Genomic DNA, 18,752 nt, shown 5'->3' on the forward strand with positions numbered 1-18,752 from the left:
CCTTTTACAGTTTTCCAAACACATTTTTTCAAAAAAAAAGAAAAAATGTTTACCTTATTTTTAATCCTTTCATTTACTGAAAATTAAATTTGAATTAATTTTCATCAAAAGATATATATTCTGTTATTTCAAGTCCGTAGCCTATCATTCCTACGCGTTTTGTTTGCGCGGAATTAGTTAACAGCTTCATTTTAGATACATCAATATCGTGTAATATTTGCGCACCGATACCAAAATCTTTAACATCCATTTTTATTTGCGGCGCTTTGTTTATTCCCTGCGATTGCAGGTTTTTAAGTTCTTTAATGCGCTGCAGTAATTCACCCGGCTGGATTTCCTGATTTATAAAAAGTATAGCGGCCTTTTCCTCCTTATTAATGCGTTTAAAAATGCTTTCCAGCTTCTTGTCTGCATTATTGGTTAATGTGCCTAATATGTCATTATTTACCTGTGTTGAGTTAATCCTCGTGAGTACAGGCTCACCGGTATTCCAGCTTCCTTTTGTAAGCGCAATGTGAACCTGCTTGTTTGTTGTTTGCAGATAGGCCCTTAAGCGGAAAGTACCAAAGCGGGTATTCACTTCAAAATCTTCTTTCTTCTGGATGAGGCTGTCATGCTGCATTCGGTAGGCAACAAGGTCTTCTATAGATACCAGCTTTAGGTCAAATCGCTTAGCTACTTCATACAGTTCAGGAAGCCTCGCCATAGTTCCGTTATCGTTCATTATTTCGCATATAACACCTGCCGGCCTGAAACCTGCAAGCCTTGCAAAGTCTATAGCAGCCTCTGTATGGCCAGTTCTCCTTAGCACACCGCCTTCTTTAGCTATAAGCGGAAATATGTGCCCGGGCCTGCCAAGTTCGAATGGTTTTGTATCTGGGTTTACAAGTGCTTCAACAGTTTTTGCCCTGTCCTGTGCCGATATACCTGTTGTAACGCCATTACCCCGCAAATCTACCGACACTGTAAAAGCGGTTTGCATTGCATCGGTATTATTGGAAACCATTACATTTAACTCAAGTTCTTTACACCTTTTCTCGGTAAGGGGAGTGCATATAAGCCCTCTCCCGTGCGTAGCCATAAAGTTTATCATTTCAGGTGTAACCTTATCGGCAGCGGCAAGAAAATCACCTTCATTTTCGCGGTCTTCATCATCCACCACAATAATGACTTTACCCTGGCGGATGTCTTCTATGGCTTCTTCTATTGTGTTGAGTTGTATTTTTTGTTCGGTAGTAGTCAGCATTTTGTTATTGTTCTTTAGGTTTTAGCTTAAAAATTTTCTGCACCAGTTTTTGCAAGGGCAGCAAAAGGTTATCCATATTTATCAGCCCTATATCATTGGTTGCCCTGTAGGTTAGCAGCACGGCAAGCGGTGCTAATACAAAAGATGACATCCATGCGCCTGCAAAAGGAGGGATGCCGTCTTCCTGCGCCAGCTTTTTACCAAATGTATTTATAAAGTGGAAAATAATAAAAATCAGTACTGCAAAAACAATGGGCAATCCCAGCCCGCCTTTACGGATAATGGCACCCAGCGGGGCACCGATAAAAAACATAAGGATGCAGGCAAAGCCGATTACAAACTTTTCATAGAGTGCATGCCAGTGCCCGTTGATGTTCTTAATTTTTTCCTTAAGTTCATTCTGCCCCGCCATTATTATAAAGTTCGAGCTGCTGAGGCTGTTAGAAGCCAGGTCAAGAACTTTCTTTTTGTCTTCTGCTTTATCAATAAGAGATAAAAGATTTGCAGGAACACTGTCTTTTACTGCTTTAGGTAAAGGCTTTTTTTCTATACCAATGCTATCCCGTTCACGCAATATAGTGCGCGAAGCAGGTTTTGCAAGCACAATATTAGCACGGTTGGTTACATTTTCAGTTATACTGGCTTTTTCTTTTTGATAATTTGCCTGTAAAGAGTCCAGTGTATAATTAAGTTCACTGATATTGAGCATATTATTGGTGTGTGATACCTGTTCTTTATCACCGTTACTCTCATTAAATTTAGTAAGGTCGATATTCATTACCTGTCGCGAAAAGCTGCTTTTTGCAAAAGGTAGCCTTTGCCTTTCGGCAGGGTCTTTAGAGGTTACTTCTTCATAGTAATAACCGTCAAAAAGCTCTAATTGCAAGAGGTTGGAGTCTTCGCTACTGTGCAGTACCCCGTTTTTAGACCGTATAATTTTTGCATTAGATGATGCAGGCTTACGCTGGTGTATAGTAACCCCTTTTAGTTTTTCGCCGTTCTCTCCGCTTTTCTTATCCACCTTAATATTAAAGTCACCTATGGCGTTAAACTGGCCTTCGGCAATAGCCATGGCAGGCTTGCGCTGAACGATGCTTTTACGAAGGTTGATAAACTTATACTGTGCTCTGGGGATAACATTATTGGCAAATAGGAATGCTACAATACTAAGCCCGAAAATAAATATCATAAGCGCACGCATAGCCCTGCCTAATGATATGCCCGATGATTTCATTGCTGCAAACTCATAATTCTCGGCAAAATTACCGAATGTCATTATAGATGCCAGTAATATTGATAAGGGCAATACTAGCGGTACAATAGTAGGGGAGTAGAACAAAAGAAATTTTGTTACCAGCCAGGCATCAAGGTCTTTACCGGCAAGTTCGGCAATAAAGAGCCATATACCCTGCAGGATAAAAATAAAGAACAGGATTATAAAAACTGATCCGAATGTTTTAAGAAAGGAGGTAAGGATGTAGCGGTCTAATATTTTCACCGTAAAATCAGTCTAATCTATTAATGTAGTAATTAGGGTATTTACTCTCTGTAAAGGTAAAATGATTTTTTGACAAAGGCTGGTTTGTTTTAAAAGAATTTATGGTGAAGGTAGTTTTAGTACCATTCTTATCCATCTTTATCAGGTTGTATATGTGCTTTGTCTGCAGGTCTATACCAATAAGCACTTCTTTAGTTGGGTTAGATGCTTCGGTTGGCTTTAGCTTGATGTACTGTATTTTACGCCCTTTTATGTTTTGGGTTATATCCCAGTAATATTTATATCCCGAATTAAAGAAAGTAAACATTTTTGCAGGCGTAAGCTCATCAGAGTTTTGGTTATCAAAAGTAGAAATAGATATCTCCTCATCTTCCGGCACTATGTTATAAACCTTGCTGCCATCATATATTCGGGTGATACCCATAATATTAAGCACATACTTATCGCCTTTAAGGGCTACATTGCCTTTACTTTCCTGGTTTATATTATCAGAAGCATTAAATATGGTGTATTTAAAGTCGATAACAATATTATCGTAGCTTCTTATTTTTGTTGAAACCTGGTCTAAAAGGTCTTTTGCCTTTTGAGAGTTTTGTGCGCCTGCTGATGATAAACCGAAAGTAAAGATAAAAAGTAATGCAAGTTTTATACTCCTGTACATTTTAAAAGTCATTTTCTTCATTTTTAAAAAACTGCTCAAGAGAGGTTAGGTCGGGTATAAGTACATTGCGGGCTTTACTGCCTTCAAACGGGCCAACAATACCTGCAGCTTCAAGCTGGTCAATAAGCCTGCCTGCACGGTTGTAACCCAGTTTCAGCTTGCGTTGCAGCAATGATGCCGAACCCTGCTGCGCGGTAACTATAACCTCTGCAGCCTCTCTGAACATTGAATCTCTTTCGGAAATATCTATATCAAGATTAGTGCCAGTTTCCTCACCGAAGTATTCAGGAAGCAGGTAGGCATCCGGATAGGCTTTTTGCGCACCGATAAATTCAGTTACTTTTTCAACCTCAGGCGTATCTACAAATGCACACTGAACCCTTGTAAGGTCGTTACCCTGAGTGTACAGCAGGTCACCACGGCCAATAAGCTGGTCGGCACCCTGGCTGTCAAGAATAGTTCGTGAATCTATTTTAGATGTTACCCTGAACGCTATACGTGCCGGGAAGTTGGCTTTTATAATACCTGTAATTACGTTTACCGATGGCCTTTGTGTAGCAATAATAAGGTGAATACCTATTGCGCGCGCTAACTGTGCCAGCCTTGCAATTGGAGTTTCCACCTCTTTGCCAGCTGTCATTATCAGGTCGGCAAACTCGTCAACAACCAAAACAATATAAGGCAGGAAACGGTGCCCGTTTTCAGGGTTCAGCTTCCTTTGCTTAAACTTATCATTATACTCTTTAATGTTACGCACCATTGCTTCCTTAAGCAGGTTGTAACGGTTATCCATTTCAACACAAAGCGAGTTTAGCGTGTTTATTACCTTAGTATTGTCGGTAATAATTGCATCTTCAGAGTCGGGCAACTTGGCAAGGTAATGCCTTTCAATTTTATTGAACAGTGTGAGTTCTACCTTTTTAGGGTCTACCAGTACAAACTTTACTTCAGCAGGATGTTTTTTATAAAGTAATGATGTTAATACCGCATTTAACCCCACCGACTTACCCTGACCGGTGGCACCCGCCATAAGCAGGTGAGGCATCTTGGCAAGGTCTACCACAAAGGTTTCATTAGAAATAGTTTTACCCAACGCTACCGGCAGCTCCATTTCGGCAGACTGAAATTTAGGCGAAGCAATAACCGTTTTCATTGCCACCATTGTAGGGTTTTTATTCGGCACTTCTATACCTATGGTACCTTTACCCGGTATGGGCGCAATAATACGGATACCCAAAGCGGAAAGCGATAGGGCTATATCATCTTCAAGGCTCTTGATTTTCGATATGCGTATGCCTGCTTCCGGAACAATTTCATAAAGTGTAACAGTAGGTCCCACAGTTGCCTTTATCTGGGCTATATCAATTTTATAGTTGCGAAGTGTTTCAACAATACGGTTCTTGTTTTCTTCAAGCTCTTCCTGGTTAATAGTTATTCCACCGGAAGCATAATCTTTAAGCAGTTCTATAGAAGGAAACTGATAGTTTGACAATTCCAGTGTCGGGTCAAACTCGCCGAAATCCTTTACCAGTTTTGCTGAAAGGTTTTCCTCCACAACGTCTTCTTCAACCGCCTGCTCTATAACAAAGTTTTCGGCTTCATTGCCAGCGTTGCCTGTAAAATCATTATCAGTATCTTCAGGCTCAGGCTCGCGTAATGTTGTCTTGGGACTAAGGCTGATTTCTGAAGTGTGCGTTATAGTAGGCTTAAGGCTTTCCCTGTTTATTTCAAATTGAGAAGGCTTTGTTTTAAGTTCAAAGTTAGTAAGCGCTTCGTCATCTTCATCTGTTTCTTCTTCCTGAAGTGCTGTTGGCCGAATATCATCTTCAACAGCCTGCATAGGTTCGGGTATCGGTTTTGCAGCAGCATCTGTAACAGGATCTTCTTCAGGTTCGCGATGCTTTTTCTCGAATAGTGATTTTATAGCATCAGGTGAAATTTTTACCCTAAGCAACAGGAATGTGAACAGCCCGAAGATAAGCACAAGCATAGTGCCTGTTTTACCAAGATAATCCTGCATGAAAAGGTTGACTTCGTAGCCTATAACGCCACCCAGTTCGGGCAGGTAAGGGTTAAAAAAGCCGAACAGTACCGATACAATTATTACCAGGAACAAATCCCAGAAAAGTGTTTTTTTAAGTTTACCGGCAGGAAGGTCTAACACGAGGTAAGCCCCGAACAAAAAGAAAAAACGGATAAGTATAAATGATGCGGCACCAAAACCGTGGTATAAAAAAAGGTTGGCAAGCCATGCCCCAAATTTACCGAGCCAGTTGTAAACAGGTTCTTCGCGGTTAGTAAAGGCATCAAGCTCACTTTGGTCATACTCGCCGTATAGAAAGTACGATACAAAAGACAGCAGCATGGCAACTGCAAACAGGAAAAATAAAATTCCAACCAATACTTTATACCTGCGCGACAGTTTCCATTTTCTTTTTTCTGTTGCGGGTTTTGCCTCTTTTGCTGATTTTTCTTTTTTGCCTTTAGCCATGAAACAATTATAATTGTTGTAAAAATATCAAATTACCTGAAAAACTTCAGAAAATTTTAGGGATGTAAATTATTAGCCCAACGCACAATGCCGCCAGTGCGGCAAAAGTTACCGCGCCTGCAGCAATATCTTTTATAAAGCCTATACGCTCATTATACTGCGGGTGGATAAAGTCTGCTATTTTTTCGATTGCTGTATTTACGCCTTCAACACCTAATACTAACCCTATGGCAAGTGTTTGCAGCATCCACTCGGTAGCCGAAATTTTAAAGATAAAGCCAGCGATAGTTACTAGCACAGCTATAATAAATTGTACCATTATGCTGTGCTCTGTAGCCACCAGTTTATAAGCACCCCTAAATGCATATACAAAGCTTTTCAGCCGGCCGCTTATAAACCTGTTATCTTTCATTAGCAGTATTTGATTATAATGCCGCTAAGGCACTTTCATAATCAGGCTCGTCTTTAATATCAGCAACCTGCTCGGTATATACTACCTCGCCATTTTCATTAATAACCACAACAACCCTTGAGTGCAGCCCTGCGAGCGGGCCATCTGTAATGGTAAGGCCATAATCGGCACCAAACTTACCATCTTTAAAATCAGAGAGTGATATTACATTTTCTATGCCCTCTGCACCGCAAAAACGGTTTTGGGCAAAAGGCAGGTCGCGCGATATGCACAGCACTTTTGTATTTTTGAGCCCTGCAGCTTTCTCGTTAAATTTCCTTACCGATGCGGCACAAGTACCGGTATCTACGCTCGGGAAGATGTTAAGCACAAGCTTACTGCCTTTAAAATCAGATAGTGATACTGTGGATAGATCTCCTTTAACAAGAGTAAAATCTGGTGCTTTTGTACCTTTTGCAGGCAGTTCGCCTGATGTATTTACAGGGTTGCCCCCTAAAGTTATTTTAGCCATAATTGCGTATGTTTTTAAGTAAGCAAAAGTAGCAAATTTATCTTGTAAGCAGTAGCGCTTTGCCGCTACTTTTAGCTGTTATTATAAGTATTTGACTTTAATTTAATGAATAAAAAAAGCGCCCCCGTTTCCGGAAGCGCCTTTTCGCCCAATTAAAAAAATCTAATTTTTATCTATTGCACCAAGAACGCGCATCATAAAACTGTTTAGCGCTTCTTTTTTTGTCATACCGTCTTTTATCATCTTGTTTACCTCTATAGCACCATACATGTTAGAGATTAGTTCTCCAACCACATCAAGCTCTTCATCTTTTAATGAAGGTACTTCGGTGAGTGCTTCGAGCACTTCCAAGGCTTCTACTACGTAGTCCTGGTCGTTTTGCTCTATAAACTCTGTCAGGTGTTTAATTACTGGTAACTTCATTGATAAGATCGGTTAAGATATCTACTTTATTTGTTTGTACCTGGTTTACAAGGCTGCCGTTTTTAAATGCAGCGAAGGTAGGCAGGTTATCAACCTTTGCAAGTTTTCTCGATTCTGGGAAATTCTCGGCATCGGCAATTACAAATGTTACATTTTCATGCTCACCCGCCATTTTTTTGAATTTTGGCTTCATTATCCTGCAATTGCCGCACCATCCGGCTGAGTACTGTACTACCACCAGCGGTTCCTGTGACACTATTTCTGCAAGGTTGTCTTTTTCAAGTTCCTGTAACATAATTTCTTTTTTTTGTTTATTAGTGTGCGCTTAGGTATGAAGCAACACCTTTTCTGTCGGCTGTCATGGCATCTTTTCCTTCTTCCCAGTTAGCAGGGCAAACTTCGCCTTTAACCTGAACGTGAGTATAAGCATCAATAAGCCTCAGGTACTCGTTTACATTACGGCCAAGAGGCATATCGTTTACACTTTCGTGGAAGATTTTACCGTCTTCATCTACAAGGTAAGTAGCACGGTAAGTAACGTTAGAGCCTTCAAGTATTACAGAGTCGGTTTCTTCGTTATACTCAGAAGATTCTATATCAAGAATGCCAAGAATATTAGCAAGGTTCCTGTTAGTGTCAGCAAGGATAGGGTAGGTAACACCTTCTATACCGCCATTATCTTTTGATGTATTAAGCCATGCAAAATGTACTTCGTTAGTATCGCATGAAGCACCAATTACCATGGTGTTCCTTTTTTCAAATTCGCCCAAAGCAGCCTGAAATGCATGCAGCTCTGTAGGGCAAACAAAAGTAAAGTCTTTCGGATACCAGAAAAGCAACACTTTCTTTTTGTTGTTTACTGCTTCCTCATAAACGTTTATTTTAAGGTTATCGCCCATTTCTGACATTGCATCTACAGTAATGTTCGGGAATTTTTTTCCTACTAATGACATATGTTATTAATTTTTTATGGTTATTAAATTTTTACATGACAAATTTAAAAATGATAAGTTTTATTTATCAATGACTTTTATCATATTTATCTATATCTGTATAGAAAATTCCTATACTATTTAAATTAAAGAATATAATCTGTATAAGCAAATTTTATAGTTTAATTTCTATCCATACCGGGGCATGATCACTGGTTTTTTCCCATCCGCGGACTATTTTATCTACTCCTCCCGACACGAGCTTGTCTTTTAGCTGCGGATTTAGCAGAAAATGATCTATTCGCAACCCCGCATCCCGTTGATAGGCATTCCTGAAATAATCCCAAAAGGTATAAATCGTCTCTTCAGGATATAGTTGTCGTATTGCATCTGTCCATCCCTGTGCTTTCAATTCAGTAAAAGCATTTCGCGTTTCAGGTAAAAATAGTGCGTCTTTCAGCCAGCGTTCGGGTTTATAAACATCATTTTCTGTAGGTATTACATTAAAGTCGCCTGCCAATACAACAGGAGCATTAAACTCCAGCAGTTGCTGTGCACGCTGTTGAAGCCTTTTAAACCATTTCAGCTTATAATCAAACTTAGGCCCGGGCGAAGGGTTGCCGTTAGGGAGGTAAAGGCAGGCTATTATTAAACCGTCTGCCAGAGCCTCTATATACCTGCTTTGTACATCTTCGGCATCTCCCGGAAGTCCCTTTCCAATTTCCTTAATATCGCCGCTTTTAGAAAGTATGGCAACACCATTCCATTGTTTTTGTCCGTGCCACAGGGCAGTATATCCTGCTGCTTCTATTTCAGCCAGCGGAAATTTTTCATCAGGTGCTTTCAGTTCCTGCAGGCATACAATATCAGGGCCCGTTTCTTTAAGCCAGCGCAGCAAAACCGGCAGCCGACCGTTTATACCGTTTACATTATAGGTAGCTATCTTCATTTAAGTAACAAATATGTAAAGCATTTAAAGTTAGAACTATCAGCGGTATATAGTCTTAATAATTCTATAAAACTTATAGTAATAAAAAATGAGCCCGAAGGCTCATTTAAAATCAATTTTTTTCTGTTTTCAACAGGCTAATTATCTGCTCTGCCAGTTCTGTACCAATCCTGTCCTGTGCCTCCAGTGTGGCAGCACCAATGTGTGGTGTTAATGAAATCTTTGGGTGCATAAGTACCTGTATGGCAGGCTTGGGTTCTTCTTCAAAAACATCAAGCCCTGCAAAAGCAACCTTCCCGGAATCAAGCGCATCCACAAGGGCAACTTCATCCAGTATTCCGCCGCGTGCAGCATTAATAATGCCTACACCATCTTTCATCATACTGAACTCTTTCTCCCCGATAAGGTAGCCATCCTGTGCGGGAACGTGAAGTGATATAAAGTTGGCATGTTTAAAGATATCCTCAATAGGTTCTGTAGTAATTTCTACATTTATGAACTGGCCGTTATAAAAATCTACCCTTATTTCTGAATTGCCAACAAACTTGTCAGAGGCTATAACCCGCATGCCAAGTCCAAGTGCAATACGCGCCACAGAGCGGCCTATGCGCCCAAAGCCGATAATACCCATTGTTTTACCACGTAGTTCTATACCGTTGGCATAAGCCTTTTTAAGGCTCTCAAAACTGGTTTCTCCCTCCAGAGGCATAAGGCGGTTGGCATCATGTAAAAACCGTACACCTGTAAACAAATGGGCAAATACAAGCTCTGCAACAGAGTCTGATGATGATGCCGGTGTGCTTATTACGTGAATATCTTTCTGCCTTGCATACTCAACATCTATATTGTCCATGCCTACACCACCGCGCCCAATGATTTTTAAACCGGGGCAGGCATCTATAATATCTTTCCTTACTTTTGTAGCACTGCGCACCAGCAGAACGCCTATATCATTTTTGTTGATGTAATTGGCAACCTGTTCCTGTGCTACTTTAGTAGTTATAACTTCAAAGCCGTTTTCTTCAAGTTTTTGTTTTCCGCTTAAAGAAATGCCGTCATTTGCTAATATTTTCATTTTTATATAATTAAATGTATTTACATGATTCCTTAATTTAAATAAAGAAATCAATGTTTTCAGATGTTTTTTTCTAACTGCTGCATAACCTCTACAAGTACCTTAACGCTCTCTAACGCCATTGCATTGTAGATGGAGGCACGGTACCCGCCCACAGAACGGTGTCCGTTTAGCCCACTTATTCCTGCTGCTTTCCACAGGCTGTCAAACTGCTCCGTATGAGAATCATCATTAAGTAAAAAGGTGACATTCATAGCAGAACGGTCTTCTGTATTGGCAGTACCCCTGAATAAAGGATTTCGGTCTATCTCTTCGTATAAAATCCCTGCTTTTTCGATATTGGCTTTTTCAATTTCTGCAATTCCGCCTTTTGCTTTCAGCCATTTCAGCGTTAGCAGAGAGGTATATACTGCAAATACAGACGGCGTGTTATACATGCTTTCTTTTTCTATGTGTGCCGCATAATCTAAAATTCCGGGTATTTGCCTGCCTGTTTTGCCAAGCAGTTCTTCTTTAACAACAATCAGGGTTGTACCCGCAGGCCCCATGTTTTTTTGTGCCCCGGCATATATAAGCCCGAATTTAGAAAAATCAAGCTGCCTTGAAAAAATATCAGAGCTCATATCGCAAACCAAAGGCAAACCTGTTTCCGGGAAACTTTGCATTTGCGTACCAAAAATGGTATTGTTGCTAGTACAGTGAAAGTAATCTGCATCGGCAGGTATGGTGTAATCTTTTGGTATATATGTGTAATTATCCTGTTTAGAAGATGCCACTACAATAGTTTCACCAAATGCCTTGGCTTCTTTAATAGCACCCGCAGCCCATGTACCGGTATCTAAATAAGCCGCTTTGCCACCCTGTTTCAGCAGGTTGTACGGAACACGAACAAACTCCATGCTTGCCCCGCCCGATAAAAACAGTGCCTGGTAACCTTTGCCGTGTAATCCTAAAAGCTCCAGGGCAAGAGAGCGGGCTTCTTCCATCACTGCAACAAAGTCTTTGCTGCGGTGTGATATTTCAAGTATTGATAAACCTGAATTATTAAAATCCAATACGGCCTGAGCGGCTTCTTTAAAAACTTCCTGCGGCAGGATAGATGGGCCTGCGCTGAAATTATGCTTTTTCATTTATATGTGTATTGCAAAAAATAAGTTACAAATTTCTGAATTATTGCCCGAAACACATCAAGCAAATAATGCAATTCTTAGCTTATATTTTTGTCAAAAATGAAATTGTATCTACATTATCTGCATAATCCCATAACTGCGGTTTTTGGGTTTGCCCAAAGCCGACAGTGTTACTACCACTTAAATGGCCTACAACACACTGCAACTGATCCTGTTCAGCTTCCAGTTTTGCTTTAAGTTCTTCAGGTGAATTATAATATTCATAAAACACTGATGAAATAGGCGAGGAGTTACCCGCATCTTCTTTCAGGGTAAGGAAACCATTATCCAGTATTTTAAAATTGCTCATCAGGTAAACCGCCTTGTTATAATCATAATTATTGGCATACTTCTCATAATGTATTACGTCTCCGTATGCAAAAACCGCCTCAAAAAAGGCAGTAAAGTCATAACCCTGTGGTACAAAAAGCTTAGATACATTACGGCAACCCAGTCCGAAATACCTGAAAATATCCTCACCTAATGCAGTAAGTTCTTCTTTTGTTTCATTGCCTGTAAGTACCGCTACCGAATTACGGTTTTTACGTATGATTGACGGCTTATCTTTAAAATAGTATTCAAAATAGCGTGAAGTGTTGTTGCTGCCTGTAGCAATTACAGCATCAAAATTCTCAAGCTTGCCCTCTATAAACTCAATGCGGTTTTTAAGGTTTGGTTCAATGGTAATGAGGTATTTAGCAAGGAATGGCAACAGCTTTTGGTCGTTAGATGATAGCTTTACCAGCGCTTTGTGCCCCGTTACCAGCACCGAAAGAAAATCATGGAAACCAACAAGCGGTATATTGCCCGCCAAGACAAGTGCTACAGTTTTAGGCTCAGAATAATTGATACTATAATTATCAAGCCATTTGTCAAGGTTTTCAGGGGTTAATGCCTGTGCCCATGACTGTACCGCGAAATAAACCTGTTCAGGGGTGAACCAGCGGTTGTGAGACTGCGACAATTGTATCAGGTTTATAAAATCATCAAAGAAAATATCGTTATATTGTACTTCACTGTTTTTAGCAGATATATCCTGAGAAAACTGTTTTAAGAATTTTCCTAATTCAGCAAATGCTTTTTTGGTTTCTGTTAACGTCATTTTTTTGTTTATGTACGGATTTGGACGTAATTTTGTACAAATTTACGACAAATAAAATAAAGCTATGGCTATCAAGATAACCGACGAATGCATCAACTGCGGTGCATGCGAACCCGAATGCCCGAACACAGCGATATATGAAGGTGCTGACGACTGGAGGTATAAAGACGGCACAAAACTTAAGGGCAGGGTAGTGCTGCCAAGCGGTGAGGAAGTAGATGCCGAAGAGCCGCACACCCCGTTAAGTGATGATATATATTACATAGTTCCCGGTAAGTGTACCGAGTGTAAGGGCTTTCATGATGAGCCGCAATGTGCTGCCGTATGCCCGGTTGACTGCTGCGTACCGGATGAAGACCACGTAGAGAGTGATGAAACATTACTGAACAGGCAGGCATTCCTTCACAACGAATAAGCAATATCAGATTATGATATAAAAATAAAACCCGGAGCGTTAACTCCGGGTTTTGTTTTATTCAGGTTTTAAACTTATTATTTCTTGATCAGCTTATAGGTTTCAACCGTTACACCATCTGTGTCGTTGTTATAGGTTTCGACAACAAAGTTGCCGTTTCCGTCAAAGTAGCCAAAAGATGTACGCTCGTCTGTCTTATAGATATAATTGTTGTTAGAAGTTTTCCTTAGCACACCGTAGTCAAGGTTTTCCGGGGTGGAAATTTTGTAACCCGACTTATCGCTTACAAACATATAGTTCCTGCCGTTCATAGAGTAGTAGGTGGTTTCGCCCAGCTTTTGTGTGGCTATGCCATCACCCGAAATGGTTGAGCTTTTGGTAACCTTTACAGGTGTTTCCTTAACATCCTTGTTAAGTTTTTTGCTCTCGGCATCTTTCAGTTCTATATCCTGGGTACTTTGTGTACGGTCGGTTTTAACGATCTGCTTTTTCTCCTCGCCGTTATCAACCGTTACTTTAGTGGTTGTGGTTTCTTCGGTAACATTTTTGTTTACCTGTGCATTCATGCTAAGCCCGAATGCCAGTAAGGCTGTTACAAATATTGTTTTCATAATTACTTTCGTTTTTAGGTTATACTGCAAAGTTACCCGCGCTATGTTAAAATACCTGATAATGAAACTATAAAGTATTTATAAAATCAAAAAGGTAAAGCATGCATCCGTTCAGGATAATTCATTTCAAAAACTTATATTTGCAGCCTTAAAATAAACAAACTAAATGAAAGCAGGTATTGTAGGATTGCCTAACGTGGGTAAATCGACACTTTTTAATTGTTTGTCTAATGCCAAGGCACAAAGCGCAAACTTCCCTTTTTGTACTATAGAGCCAAACGTGGGCGTGGTTAACGTGCCCGACCCGAGGCTTGAAAAGCTGGAAGAGCTTGTAAACCCCGAGCGTGTAGTACCCGCAACTGTAGAGATTGTAGATATTGCGGGCCTTGTTAAAGGCGCGAGCAGGGGCGAGGGGCTTGGCAACCAGTTTTTGGGCAACATAAGGGAGTGTAACGCCATCATCCACGTGCTGCGCTGCTTTGATAATGATAATATAGTGCACGTAGAGGGCAGTGTTAACCCGATACGCGACAAAGAAACCATTGATATAGAGCTTCAGCTTAAAGACCTTGATACGGTAGAAAAACGCCTTGAGAAGTCGAAGAAAGCAGGCAAGACAGGTAACAAGGAAGCCCTTGCCGAAACTGCACTTTTAGAGCGCATCCGCGAGGCATTGCTGCAGGCCAAGAGCGCACGTACTGTTGTACCTGCCAATGAGGAAGAGGAAGAACTGATGCAGAGTTTTCAGCTGATAACTACCAAGCCTGTGCTGTATGTTTGTAATGTAGATGAAGGCGCTGCCGCTACCGGAAACCAATATGTTGACCAGGTGCGCGAACTGGTAAAAGACGAAAATGCCGAAGTACTGGTGCTTGCTGTTGCAACCGAGGCCGACATTACCGAGCTTGAAACCTATGAAGAGCGCCAGATGTTCCTTGAAGATTTAGGGCTTAAAGAACCGGGTGTTTCGGCGCTGATACGTTCGGCATACAAGCTGCTTAACCTGCAAACCTATTTTACCGCAGGTGTTAAAGAGGTTCGTGCCTGGACGATACACATAGGTGATACCGCACCACAGGCAGCAGGCGTTATCCACACCGACTTTGAGAAAGGCTTTATACGCGCCGAAGTAATTGCATATAATGATTACGTTCAGTTTGGCTCTGAAGCTAAGGTAAAAGAAGCCGGAAAGCTAAAAGTAGAAGGTAAGGAGTACATTGTGAAAGACGGCGATGTAATGCATTTCCGCTTTAATGTATAATTAGTATTAAGAAGCTGTTATTAAGTATTAAGATAGAATCCCGCCGATTGGCGGGATTTGTTTTTATATTTGGAGAAAATCGTGCATATGATATTTAGGTATGTTGTTCTCTTCATGGCATTTTTATTTATTTCATGCAAAGAAAATGCAGCAGGCGAATATGCTTCTGTTGATTATTATTTTGACGAGCCACAGCCGGTAAATGACAGGTCATTAAAAACGATACCAGCCCAGTTCAGGGGCAGCTACAGCCAAAGTAAAGATGAAGTACTGAACATAACAGATAACGCTATTTATCTTGATTATCAGCAAAATATTGCATTACCATTATCTGAAAAAGACTCTGTATTTAAGAGCCCACATTATAAAGATGGTAAGATTACGTACTATAACCCGTATTCACGGTTTGATGTTACGGTAAAAGATTCGGTATATCTTTCAGGCTTCACGCGCGATTCTATTTTTAACCTGTCCGACACCCATATTGCCAAATTTTATAAAGGCAGGCTCATATTAAGCCACAGGGATTCTACATTTTGGAAAGTGAATATACTTGCTGTGGGCAAGGACTCGCTATGCTGGAAACATTTAAGCCTTGAAGATTATAAAAATATATCAGTATTTATTAAAGATGTTGCTGTTAGTAAAGACACTACCCGGGTACTGGTAAAGCCAACTAAAAACGAGTTTAAACAATTACTTGATATGAATATGAGTTGGCAGCAGAAATATAAAAAGGTTAGGGGTTAATCTTAGAATTAAAACTTTTGAAGTTTTTCATTGCTTATATCTGTCATAAACTCAATGGCAACTTTTGCGAAATCATCTAAAAATTTTCGTCAAAAATTCTAATTCTTCTCTTACTTGGACCAAAATATAAGTTATGCTCTATAACTTTTGATGAATCATATTTAATTTTTCCAAATTCATGAATTAAGGAGTTTCTAATATCTTTAAAACTCAAAATACTACTCCAATTTTTATTGTCAATAGCTGCACTTTCCAATCCTAAAATATTTAAATAAATTCTATACTTATCAAGATACCCCTTTCCTTCTCTAATATCTTTTAATTTAATACTATTATTTTTCTCAAGTTCCTCTGATGTAGATTTTAAAAAGCCCTCTAAATAAGAAAAACTTGTAATAAAAAGTGAGTGAAGTAAAAGCCATTCAAAATGATATTCGTAATGAGTAAACCAATTAAATTCCTCATCAGTCCATTCTGATTTACTTTCTAAAGAGCTATGTAAATCATCTATCTTTCGTTCTCGGATAATTTTTGAATCTTTGTAAATACTAATTGTTGATAATATACAATTACTATATACAGCTAAATTTAAATCCATACTATTTTTTTCAAATGTAATTAATTTTTTAAATTTCTTTAACATTTCATCCTCTTCAAAATTCCCTATCTTTATAAAACAACCACATAAAAACTAACTATGAAAATAATAGCATTAGCAGGAAGCAGCAGCAAGCAATCTATAAACAAGCGTTTGGCAACCTATGCCGCAGGCCTTTTTGAAGGCGGGGAGGTAGAGGTGCTGGACCTTAACGACTATGAGCTGCCGCTGTTTAGCGTAGATAAAGAAAAAGAACTGGGGCAGCCCGCCATAGCCCGCGCCTTTCTTGATAAAATAGCTTCTGCCGATGTTATAGTGCTTTCTGTCGCCGAACACAACGCGGGGCTTACGGTAGCCTTCAAAAACATTTACGACTGGGCCTCGCGCCAGCACAAGCTGGTATGGCACAACATCCCCATGCTGCTCATGAGTACCTCTCCCGGCAAATATGCAGGCAAGAATGCGCTCGAAGCTGCCAAGATAAGCCTTAAGCACTACGGCGGAAATTACAGGGTTACATTCTCACTACCGCAGTTCGAGGAGAATTTTGATAAGGAAGCGGGTAAAATATCCAATAAAGAGCACGACGAAGCGTTAAAGGATATTATCCGCAACTTTGATTATGGCAAAGAGCCTTCTTAAAAAGATACTACGCATAACAGCCCGCTTATTACTTGGGCTGTTTGCTTTCATATTGCTTTACATATTGGCAGTGTTTGTTTGTTCTGCCATACCTGTCAACACCCATGCCACGGCACAGGGCGAAATTCCCATTTACATTAATTCTAACGGTGTGCACACCGATATTGTGGTTCCCATAAAAAACGAAGTAAAAGACTGGAGCAAAGATATATTGTTCAGCCATACCCGCGCTAATGATACGCTGGTAAAATATGTGGCGTTCGGCTGGGGCGACAAAGGCTTTTACCTGCACACCCCGCAGTGGAGCGATTTAAAGGCGAGCACGGCATTTAAGGCTGCCTTTAATTTGGGTACATCGGCAATGCACACCAAGTTTTATCGCAGTATGCAGGAAGATAAGGACTGTGTCAAGATTGGCATCAGTAAAGATGATTACGACGCTTTGGTGGCTTATATAGAGTCAAGTTTCGCCCTTAATGCAGAGCGCCAGGTGTGCCGAATAGGGCAGCACTGCTATGGCGACTATGATGCTTTTTATGAGGCCAACAGAAAGTATAACCTGTTTTATACCTGTAACACCTGGGCCAACAACGCCCTTAAAGCTGCCAACCAAAAAGCTGCCTTATGGACAACTTCGGATAAAGGAATACTTTGGCATTATGGTAGATAGGTTCTTTAACCATCTCGGTGACTTTTTTAGCGAGATACGCAGAAATACTTTCATTCCTGCATTTACTTATGGGATTACTTTAATTTGTTTTAGTATACGTAATGAGTTTAGATATTCTGTTTCATGGAATAGTATTTATATTTTTTTCGCTTTAGTTGGTTGGCTATTTCTTTTATCCTCAATATTACTTAGCATTATTACATCAATACTTCTGATAGTGGATATGGTTAAACAAAGAAAAAAATATGACTATCTACTCCTAATAATTGCACTTTCACCTGTATTATATATCATAACAAGGATTATTATAAATGTGTGTTTATCCCATTAACATATTTTGGCAGGATTTTGGTTTTATATAAAGAATGAAAACAACATTCTTAAAAATCAAAATACTGCTCTTGTTTGCCTGCTATACTGCAACTGCACAGGATTATACTAAAGTGGATAATCTGGTAAAGAGTTATCCCACCTCTTATAAAACCCCTGCACAACTTGCAGAGCGCATTGCTGCCGACTTTCAGCGTGAGGATGAACGTGCGCGTGCCCTTTTTACATGGATTGCCTATAACATCAGTTTTGACGAGTCGCCTGCCGCACTTGGGCGCAAACCGGTAAGGTATTCTTATACCACCGAAGCGGAAAGGCTTGCCAAGGTTGCCGAAATAGAGAACGACCTTGCCGAAGAAACGCTAAGGAGAAAGAAAGGTGTGTGCCACGGCTACAGTATGGTTTATGCGCTCACCGCCCGCAAATTGGGGATGGAATGTGAGGTTGTGCGCGGTAACGCAAAATCAATCCCTTCAGATATTGGTAAACCTGCATCACCAAGCAACCACGCCTGGAACGCTGTCAAGATAAACGGGGAGTGGAAGCTGCTTGATGTTACCTGGGGAGCAGGCGGTTTTACCGGACGCAGTAAAAAATTCGATTTCAGGTTTGATGACAAATACTTTTTTACCGAACCGGAGCTGTTTTTCATCAATCACTTTCCTGAAGATAAAAAGTGGTTACTAACAACTAAAAATGAGCGCGATTATGCAGTGCAGCCATTATATTATGATTTGGGCTACCATATAGTACAGCCCAATGAAGGTTTGCTTAAAGCAAAAAATGAAGGAGTACTTACTTTTAAGATAAAAGGGCTAAAAGCTACTGATGAAGTGGCTTATCAGTTTAGTTCGGCGCCGTTCTCTAAAAAAGTTGAGCCAAAAATATTTGCCGATACAGGAGAGTTTGATGTACTGTTTGACCGTACCACACGCGGAATACTCACTATATTTGTGAACAAACAATCTGTAGTGGCGTATAGTGTGAAATAGTTTTAGTAGCTGTA

General features: G+C 40.2%; 21 protein-coding genes. 6 read left to right on the plus strand and 15 right to left on the minus strand.

What is annotated here, in order from left to right; all coding sequences use genetic code 11:
• Window positions 1–94: 94 nt before the first annotated feature.
• The 13 genes from ribB to KJK34_RS04420 all read right to left on the minus strand — a co-directional run bounded on the left by ribB (window position 95) and on the right by KJK34_RS04420 (window position 12,469).
• On the minus strand, window positions 95–1,246 hold the full coding sequence (gene ribB, locus KJK34_RS04360; RefSeq protein ID WP_223052632.1) for a 3,4-dihydroxy-2-butanone-4-phosphate synthase: 1,152 nt from the start codon (window positions 1,244–1,246) through the stop codon (window positions 95–97).
• Between the two features lie 4 nt (window positions 1,247–1,250).
• Window positions 1,251–2,744: an LptF/LptG family permease gene (locus KJK34_RS04365; protein WP_223052633.1), complete on the minus strand. Its 1,494-nt coding sequence runs from the start codon at window positions 2,742–2,744 to the stop codon at window positions 1,251–1,253.
• A gap of 7 nt (window positions 2,745–2,751) precedes the next feature.
• Window positions 2,752–3,417 carry an outer membrane lipoprotein periplasmic chaperone LolA1 gene (lolA1, locus tag KJK34_RS04370; RefSeq protein WP_317196862.1) on the minus strand — a complete coding sequence of 222 codons (666 nt, stop codon included), beginning with the start codon at window positions 3,415–3,417 and terminating at the stop codon, window positions 2,752–2,754.
• Window positions 3,407–5,896 (minus strand): DNA translocase FtsK, encoded by a 2,490-nt coding sequence (locus tag KJK34_RS04375; protein WP_223052635.1) that lies wholly within the window; start codon window positions 5,894–5,896, stop codon window positions 3,407–3,409. Before KJK34_RS04375 ends, lolA1 begins: the two co-directional genes overlap by 11 nt.
• A gap of 46 nt (window positions 5,897–5,942) precedes the next feature.
• Window positions 5,943–6,317 (minus strand): diacylglycerol kinase family protein, encoded by a 375-nt coding sequence (locus KJK34_RS04380; protein ID WP_223052791.1) that lies wholly within the window; start codon window positions 6,315–6,317, stop codon window positions 5,943–5,945.
• A gap of 4 nt (window positions 6,318–6,321) precedes the next feature.
• Window positions 6,322–6,819 (minus strand): thiol peroxidase, encoded by a 498-nt coding sequence (gene tpx, locus KJK34_RS04385; protein ID WP_223052636.1) that lies wholly within the window; start codon window positions 6,817–6,819, stop codon window positions 6,322–6,324.
• A gap of 162 nt (window positions 6,820–6,981) precedes the next feature.
• On the minus strand, window positions 6,982–7,242 hold the full coding sequence (locus tag KJK34_RS04390) for a DUF6952 family protein (RefSeq protein ID WP_223052637.1): 261 nt from the start codon (window positions 7,240–7,242) through the stop codon (window positions 6,982–6,984).
• The gene (locus tag KJK34_RS04395) at window positions 7,223–7,537 is read right to left on the minus strand and encodes a thioredoxin family protein (protein ID WP_223052638.1); all 315 of its coding nucleotides are present in this window, start codon (window positions 7,535–7,537) and stop codon (window positions 7,223–7,225) included. The genes KJK34_RS04390 and KJK34_RS04395 overlap by 20 nt, the downstream gene beginning before the upstream one ends.
• A gap of 19 nt (window positions 7,538–7,556) precedes the next feature.
• A complete protein-coding gene (locus tag KJK34_RS04400) occupies window positions 7,557–8,195 on the minus strand; it encodes a peroxiredoxin (RefSeq protein WP_223052639.1) in 639 nt (212 codons plus the stop codon).
• A 154-nt stretch (window positions 8,196–8,349) separates the two neighbouring features.
• Entirely contained in the window at window positions 8,350–9,123 is a 774-nt protein-coding gene (gene xth, locus KJK34_RS04405) for an exodeoxyribonuclease III (RefSeq protein WP_223052640.1), read from the minus strand.
• A gap of 112 nt (window positions 9,124–9,235) precedes the next feature.
• Window positions 9,236–10,198 (minus strand): D-2-hydroxyacid dehydrogenase, encoded by a 963-nt coding sequence (locus KJK34_RS04410; RefSeq protein ID WP_223052641.1) that lies wholly within the window; start codon window positions 10,196–10,198, stop codon window positions 9,236–9,238.
• 59 nt (window positions 10,199–10,257) lie between these two features.
• The gene (serC, locus tag KJK34_RS04415) at window positions 10,258–11,328 is read right to left on the minus strand and encodes a 3-phosphoserine/phosphohydroxythreonine transaminase (protein ID WP_223052642.1); all 1,071 of its coding nucleotides are present in this window, start codon (window positions 11,326–11,328) and stop codon (window positions 10,258–10,260) included.
• Between the two features lie 82 nt (window positions 11,329–11,410).
• The gene (locus tag KJK34_RS04420; RefSeq protein WP_223052643.1) at window positions 11,411–12,469 is read right to left on the minus strand and encodes an acyl-CoA reductase; all 1,059 of its coding nucleotides are present in this window, start codon (window positions 12,467–12,469) and stop codon (window positions 11,411–11,413) included.
• A 64-nt stretch (window positions 12,470–12,533) separates the two neighbouring features.
• Between KJK34_RS04420 and KJK34_RS04425 the strand changes: the two genes are divergently transcribed.
• Window positions 12,534–12,884, plus strand: coding sequence for a 4Fe-4S dicluster domain-containing protein (locus KJK34_RS04425; protein WP_223052644.1), 351 nt, complete (start codon window positions 12,534–12,536; stop codon window positions 12,882–12,884).
• Between the two features lie 77 nt (window positions 12,885–12,961).
• Here the strand turns inward: KJK34_RS04425 and KJK34_RS04430 are convergent, their stop codons facing one another.
• On the minus strand, window positions 12,962–13,495 hold the full coding sequence (locus KJK34_RS04430; protein ID WP_223052645.1) for a hypothetical protein: 534 nt from the start codon (window positions 13,493–13,495) through the stop codon (window positions 12,962–12,964).
• Window positions 13,496–13,661: 166 nt separating this feature from the next.
• Here KJK34_RS04430 and ychF point away from each other — a divergent pair, with 166 nt between their 5' ends.
• Both ychF and KJK34_RS04440 read left to right on the plus strand, forming a co-directional pair.
• Window positions 13,662–14,756 carry a redox-regulated ATPase YchF gene (ychF, locus tag KJK34_RS04435; protein WP_223052646.1) on the plus strand — a complete coding sequence of 365 codons (1,095 nt, stop codon included), beginning with the start codon at window positions 13,662–13,664 and terminating at the stop codon, window positions 14,754–14,756.
• A gap of 114 nt (window positions 14,757–14,870) precedes the next feature.
• On the plus strand, window positions 14,871–15,506 hold the full coding sequence (locus KJK34_RS04440) for a hypothetical protein (protein ID WP_223052647.1): 636 nt from the start codon (window positions 14,871–14,873) through the stop codon (window positions 15,504–15,506).
• A gap of 76 nt (window positions 15,507–15,582) precedes the next feature.
• On the opposite strand, the gene KJK34_RS04445 is transcribed toward KJK34_RS04440, so the two are convergent.
• Window positions 15,583–16,149 carry a hypothetical protein gene (locus KJK34_RS04445; RefSeq protein ID WP_223052648.1) on the minus strand — a complete coding sequence of 189 codons (567 nt, stop codon included), beginning with the start codon at window positions 16,147–16,149 and terminating at the stop codon, window positions 15,583–15,585.
• A gap of 54 nt (window positions 16,150–16,203) precedes the next feature.
• Here KJK34_RS04445 and KJK34_RS04450 point away from each other — a divergent pair, with 54 nt between their 5' ends.
• From KJK34_RS04450 to KJK34_RS04460, 3 genes are all read left to right on the plus strand, one after another.
• The gene (locus tag KJK34_RS04450) at window positions 16,204–16,746 is read left to right on the plus strand and encodes an NADPH-dependent FMN reductase (RefSeq protein ID WP_223052649.1); all 543 of its coding nucleotides are present in this window, start codon (window positions 16,204–16,206) and stop codon (window positions 16,744–16,746) included.
• Window positions 16,727–17,416 (plus strand): TIGR02117 family protein, encoded by a 690-nt coding sequence (locus KJK34_RS04455; protein ID WP_223052650.1) that lies wholly within the window; start codon window positions 16,727–16,729, stop codon window positions 17,414–17,416. Before KJK34_RS04450 ends, KJK34_RS04455 begins: the two co-directional genes overlap by 20 nt.
• Window positions 17,417–17,781: 365 nt before the next feature.
• Window positions 17,782–18,738: a transglutaminase domain-containing protein gene (locus KJK34_RS04460; RefSeq protein ID WP_223052651.1), complete on the plus strand. Its 957-nt coding sequence runs from the start codon at window positions 17,782–17,784 to the stop codon at window positions 18,736–18,738.
• The last annotated feature ends 14 nt before the right edge of the window (window positions 18,739–18,752 follow it).

This window comes from Flavobacterium coralii (assembly GCF_019891545.1).
Classification (GTDB): domain Bacteria; phylum Bacteroidota; class Bacteroidia; order Flavobacteriales; family Flavobacteriaceae; genus Flavobacterium; species Flavobacterium coralii.

What these genes read in the sequence shown, in the direction of transcription:
- KJK34_RS04455 (WP_223052650.1), top strand. Translation starts at nt 16,727, where the DNA reads ATGGCAAAGAGCCTTCTTAAAAAGATACTACGCATAACAGCCCGCTTA.
- KJK34_RS04445 (WP_223052648.1), bottom strand. Translation starts at nt 16,149, where the DNA reads ATGTTAAAGAAATTTAAAAAATTAATTACATTTGAAAAAAATAGTATG.
- KJK34_RS04395 (WP_223052638.1), bottom strand. Translation starts at nt 7,537, where the DNA reads ATGTTACAGGAACTTGAAAAAGACAACCTTGCAGAAATAGTGTCACAG.
- KJK34_RS04460 (WP_223052651.1), top strand. Translation starts at nt 17,782, where the DNA reads ATGAAAACAACATTCTTAAAAATCAAAATACTGCTCTTGTTTGCCTGC.
- ychF (WP_223052646.1), top strand. Translation starts at nt 13,662, where the DNA reads ATGAAAGCAGGTATTGTAGGATTGCCTAACGTGGGTAAATCGACACTT.
- KJK34_RS04390 (WP_223052637.1), bottom strand. Translation starts at nt 7,242, where the DNA reads ATGAAGTTACCAGTAATTAAACACCTGACAGAGTTTATAGAGCAAAAC.
- xth (WP_223052640.1), bottom strand. Translation starts at nt 9,123, where the DNA reads ATGAAGATAGCTACCTATAATGTAAACGGTATAAACGGTCGGCTGCCG.
- KJK34_RS04430 (WP_223052645.1), bottom strand. Translation starts at nt 13,495, where the DNA reads ATGAAAACAATATTTGTAACAGCCTTACTGGCATTCGGGCTTAGCATG.
- KJK34_RS04420 (WP_223052643.1), bottom strand. Translation starts at nt 12,469, where the DNA reads ATGACGTTAACAGAAACCAAAAAAGCATTTGCTGAATTAGGAAAATTC.
- KJK34_RS04400 (WP_223052639.1), bottom strand. Translation starts at nt 8,195, where the DNA reads ATGTCATTAGTAGGAAAAAAATTCCCGAACATTACTGTAGATGCAATG.
- ribB (WP_223052632.1), bottom strand. Translation starts at nt 1,246, where the DNA reads ATGCTGACTACTACCGAACAAAAAATACAACTCAACACAATAGAAGAA.
- KJK34_RS04425 (WP_223052644.1), top strand. Translation starts at nt 12,534, where the DNA reads ATGGCTATCAAGATAACCGACGAATGCATCAACTGCGGTGCATGCGAA.
- tpx (WP_223052636.1), bottom strand. Translation starts at nt 6,819, where the DNA reads ATGGCTAAAATAACTTTAGGGGGCAACCCTGTAAATACATCAGGCGAA.
- KJK34_RS04440 (WP_223052647.1), top strand. Translation starts at nt 14,871, where the DNA reads ATGGCATTTTTATTTATTTCATGCAAAGAAAATGCAGCAGGCGAATAT.
- KJK34_RS04410 (WP_223052641.1), bottom strand. Translation starts at nt 10,198, where the DNA reads ATGAAAATATTAGCAAATGACGGCATTTCTTTAAGCGGAAAACAAAAA.
- lolA1 (WP_317196862.1), bottom strand. Translation starts at nt 3,417, where the DNA reads ATGACTTTTAAAATGTACAGGAGTATAAAACTTGCATTACTTTTTATC.
- serC (WP_223052642.1), bottom strand. Translation starts at nt 11,328, where the DNA reads ATGAAAAAGCATAATTTCAGCGCAGGCCCATCTATCCTGCCGCAGGAA.
- KJK34_RS04375 (WP_223052635.1), bottom strand. Translation starts at nt 5,896, where the DNA reads ATGGCTAAAGGCAAAAAAGAAAAATCAGCAAAAGAGGCAAAACCCGCA.
- KJK34_RS04450 (WP_223052649.1), top strand. Translation starts at nt 16,204, where the DNA reads ATGAAAATAATAGCATTAGCAGGAAGCAGCAGCAAGCAATCTATAAAC.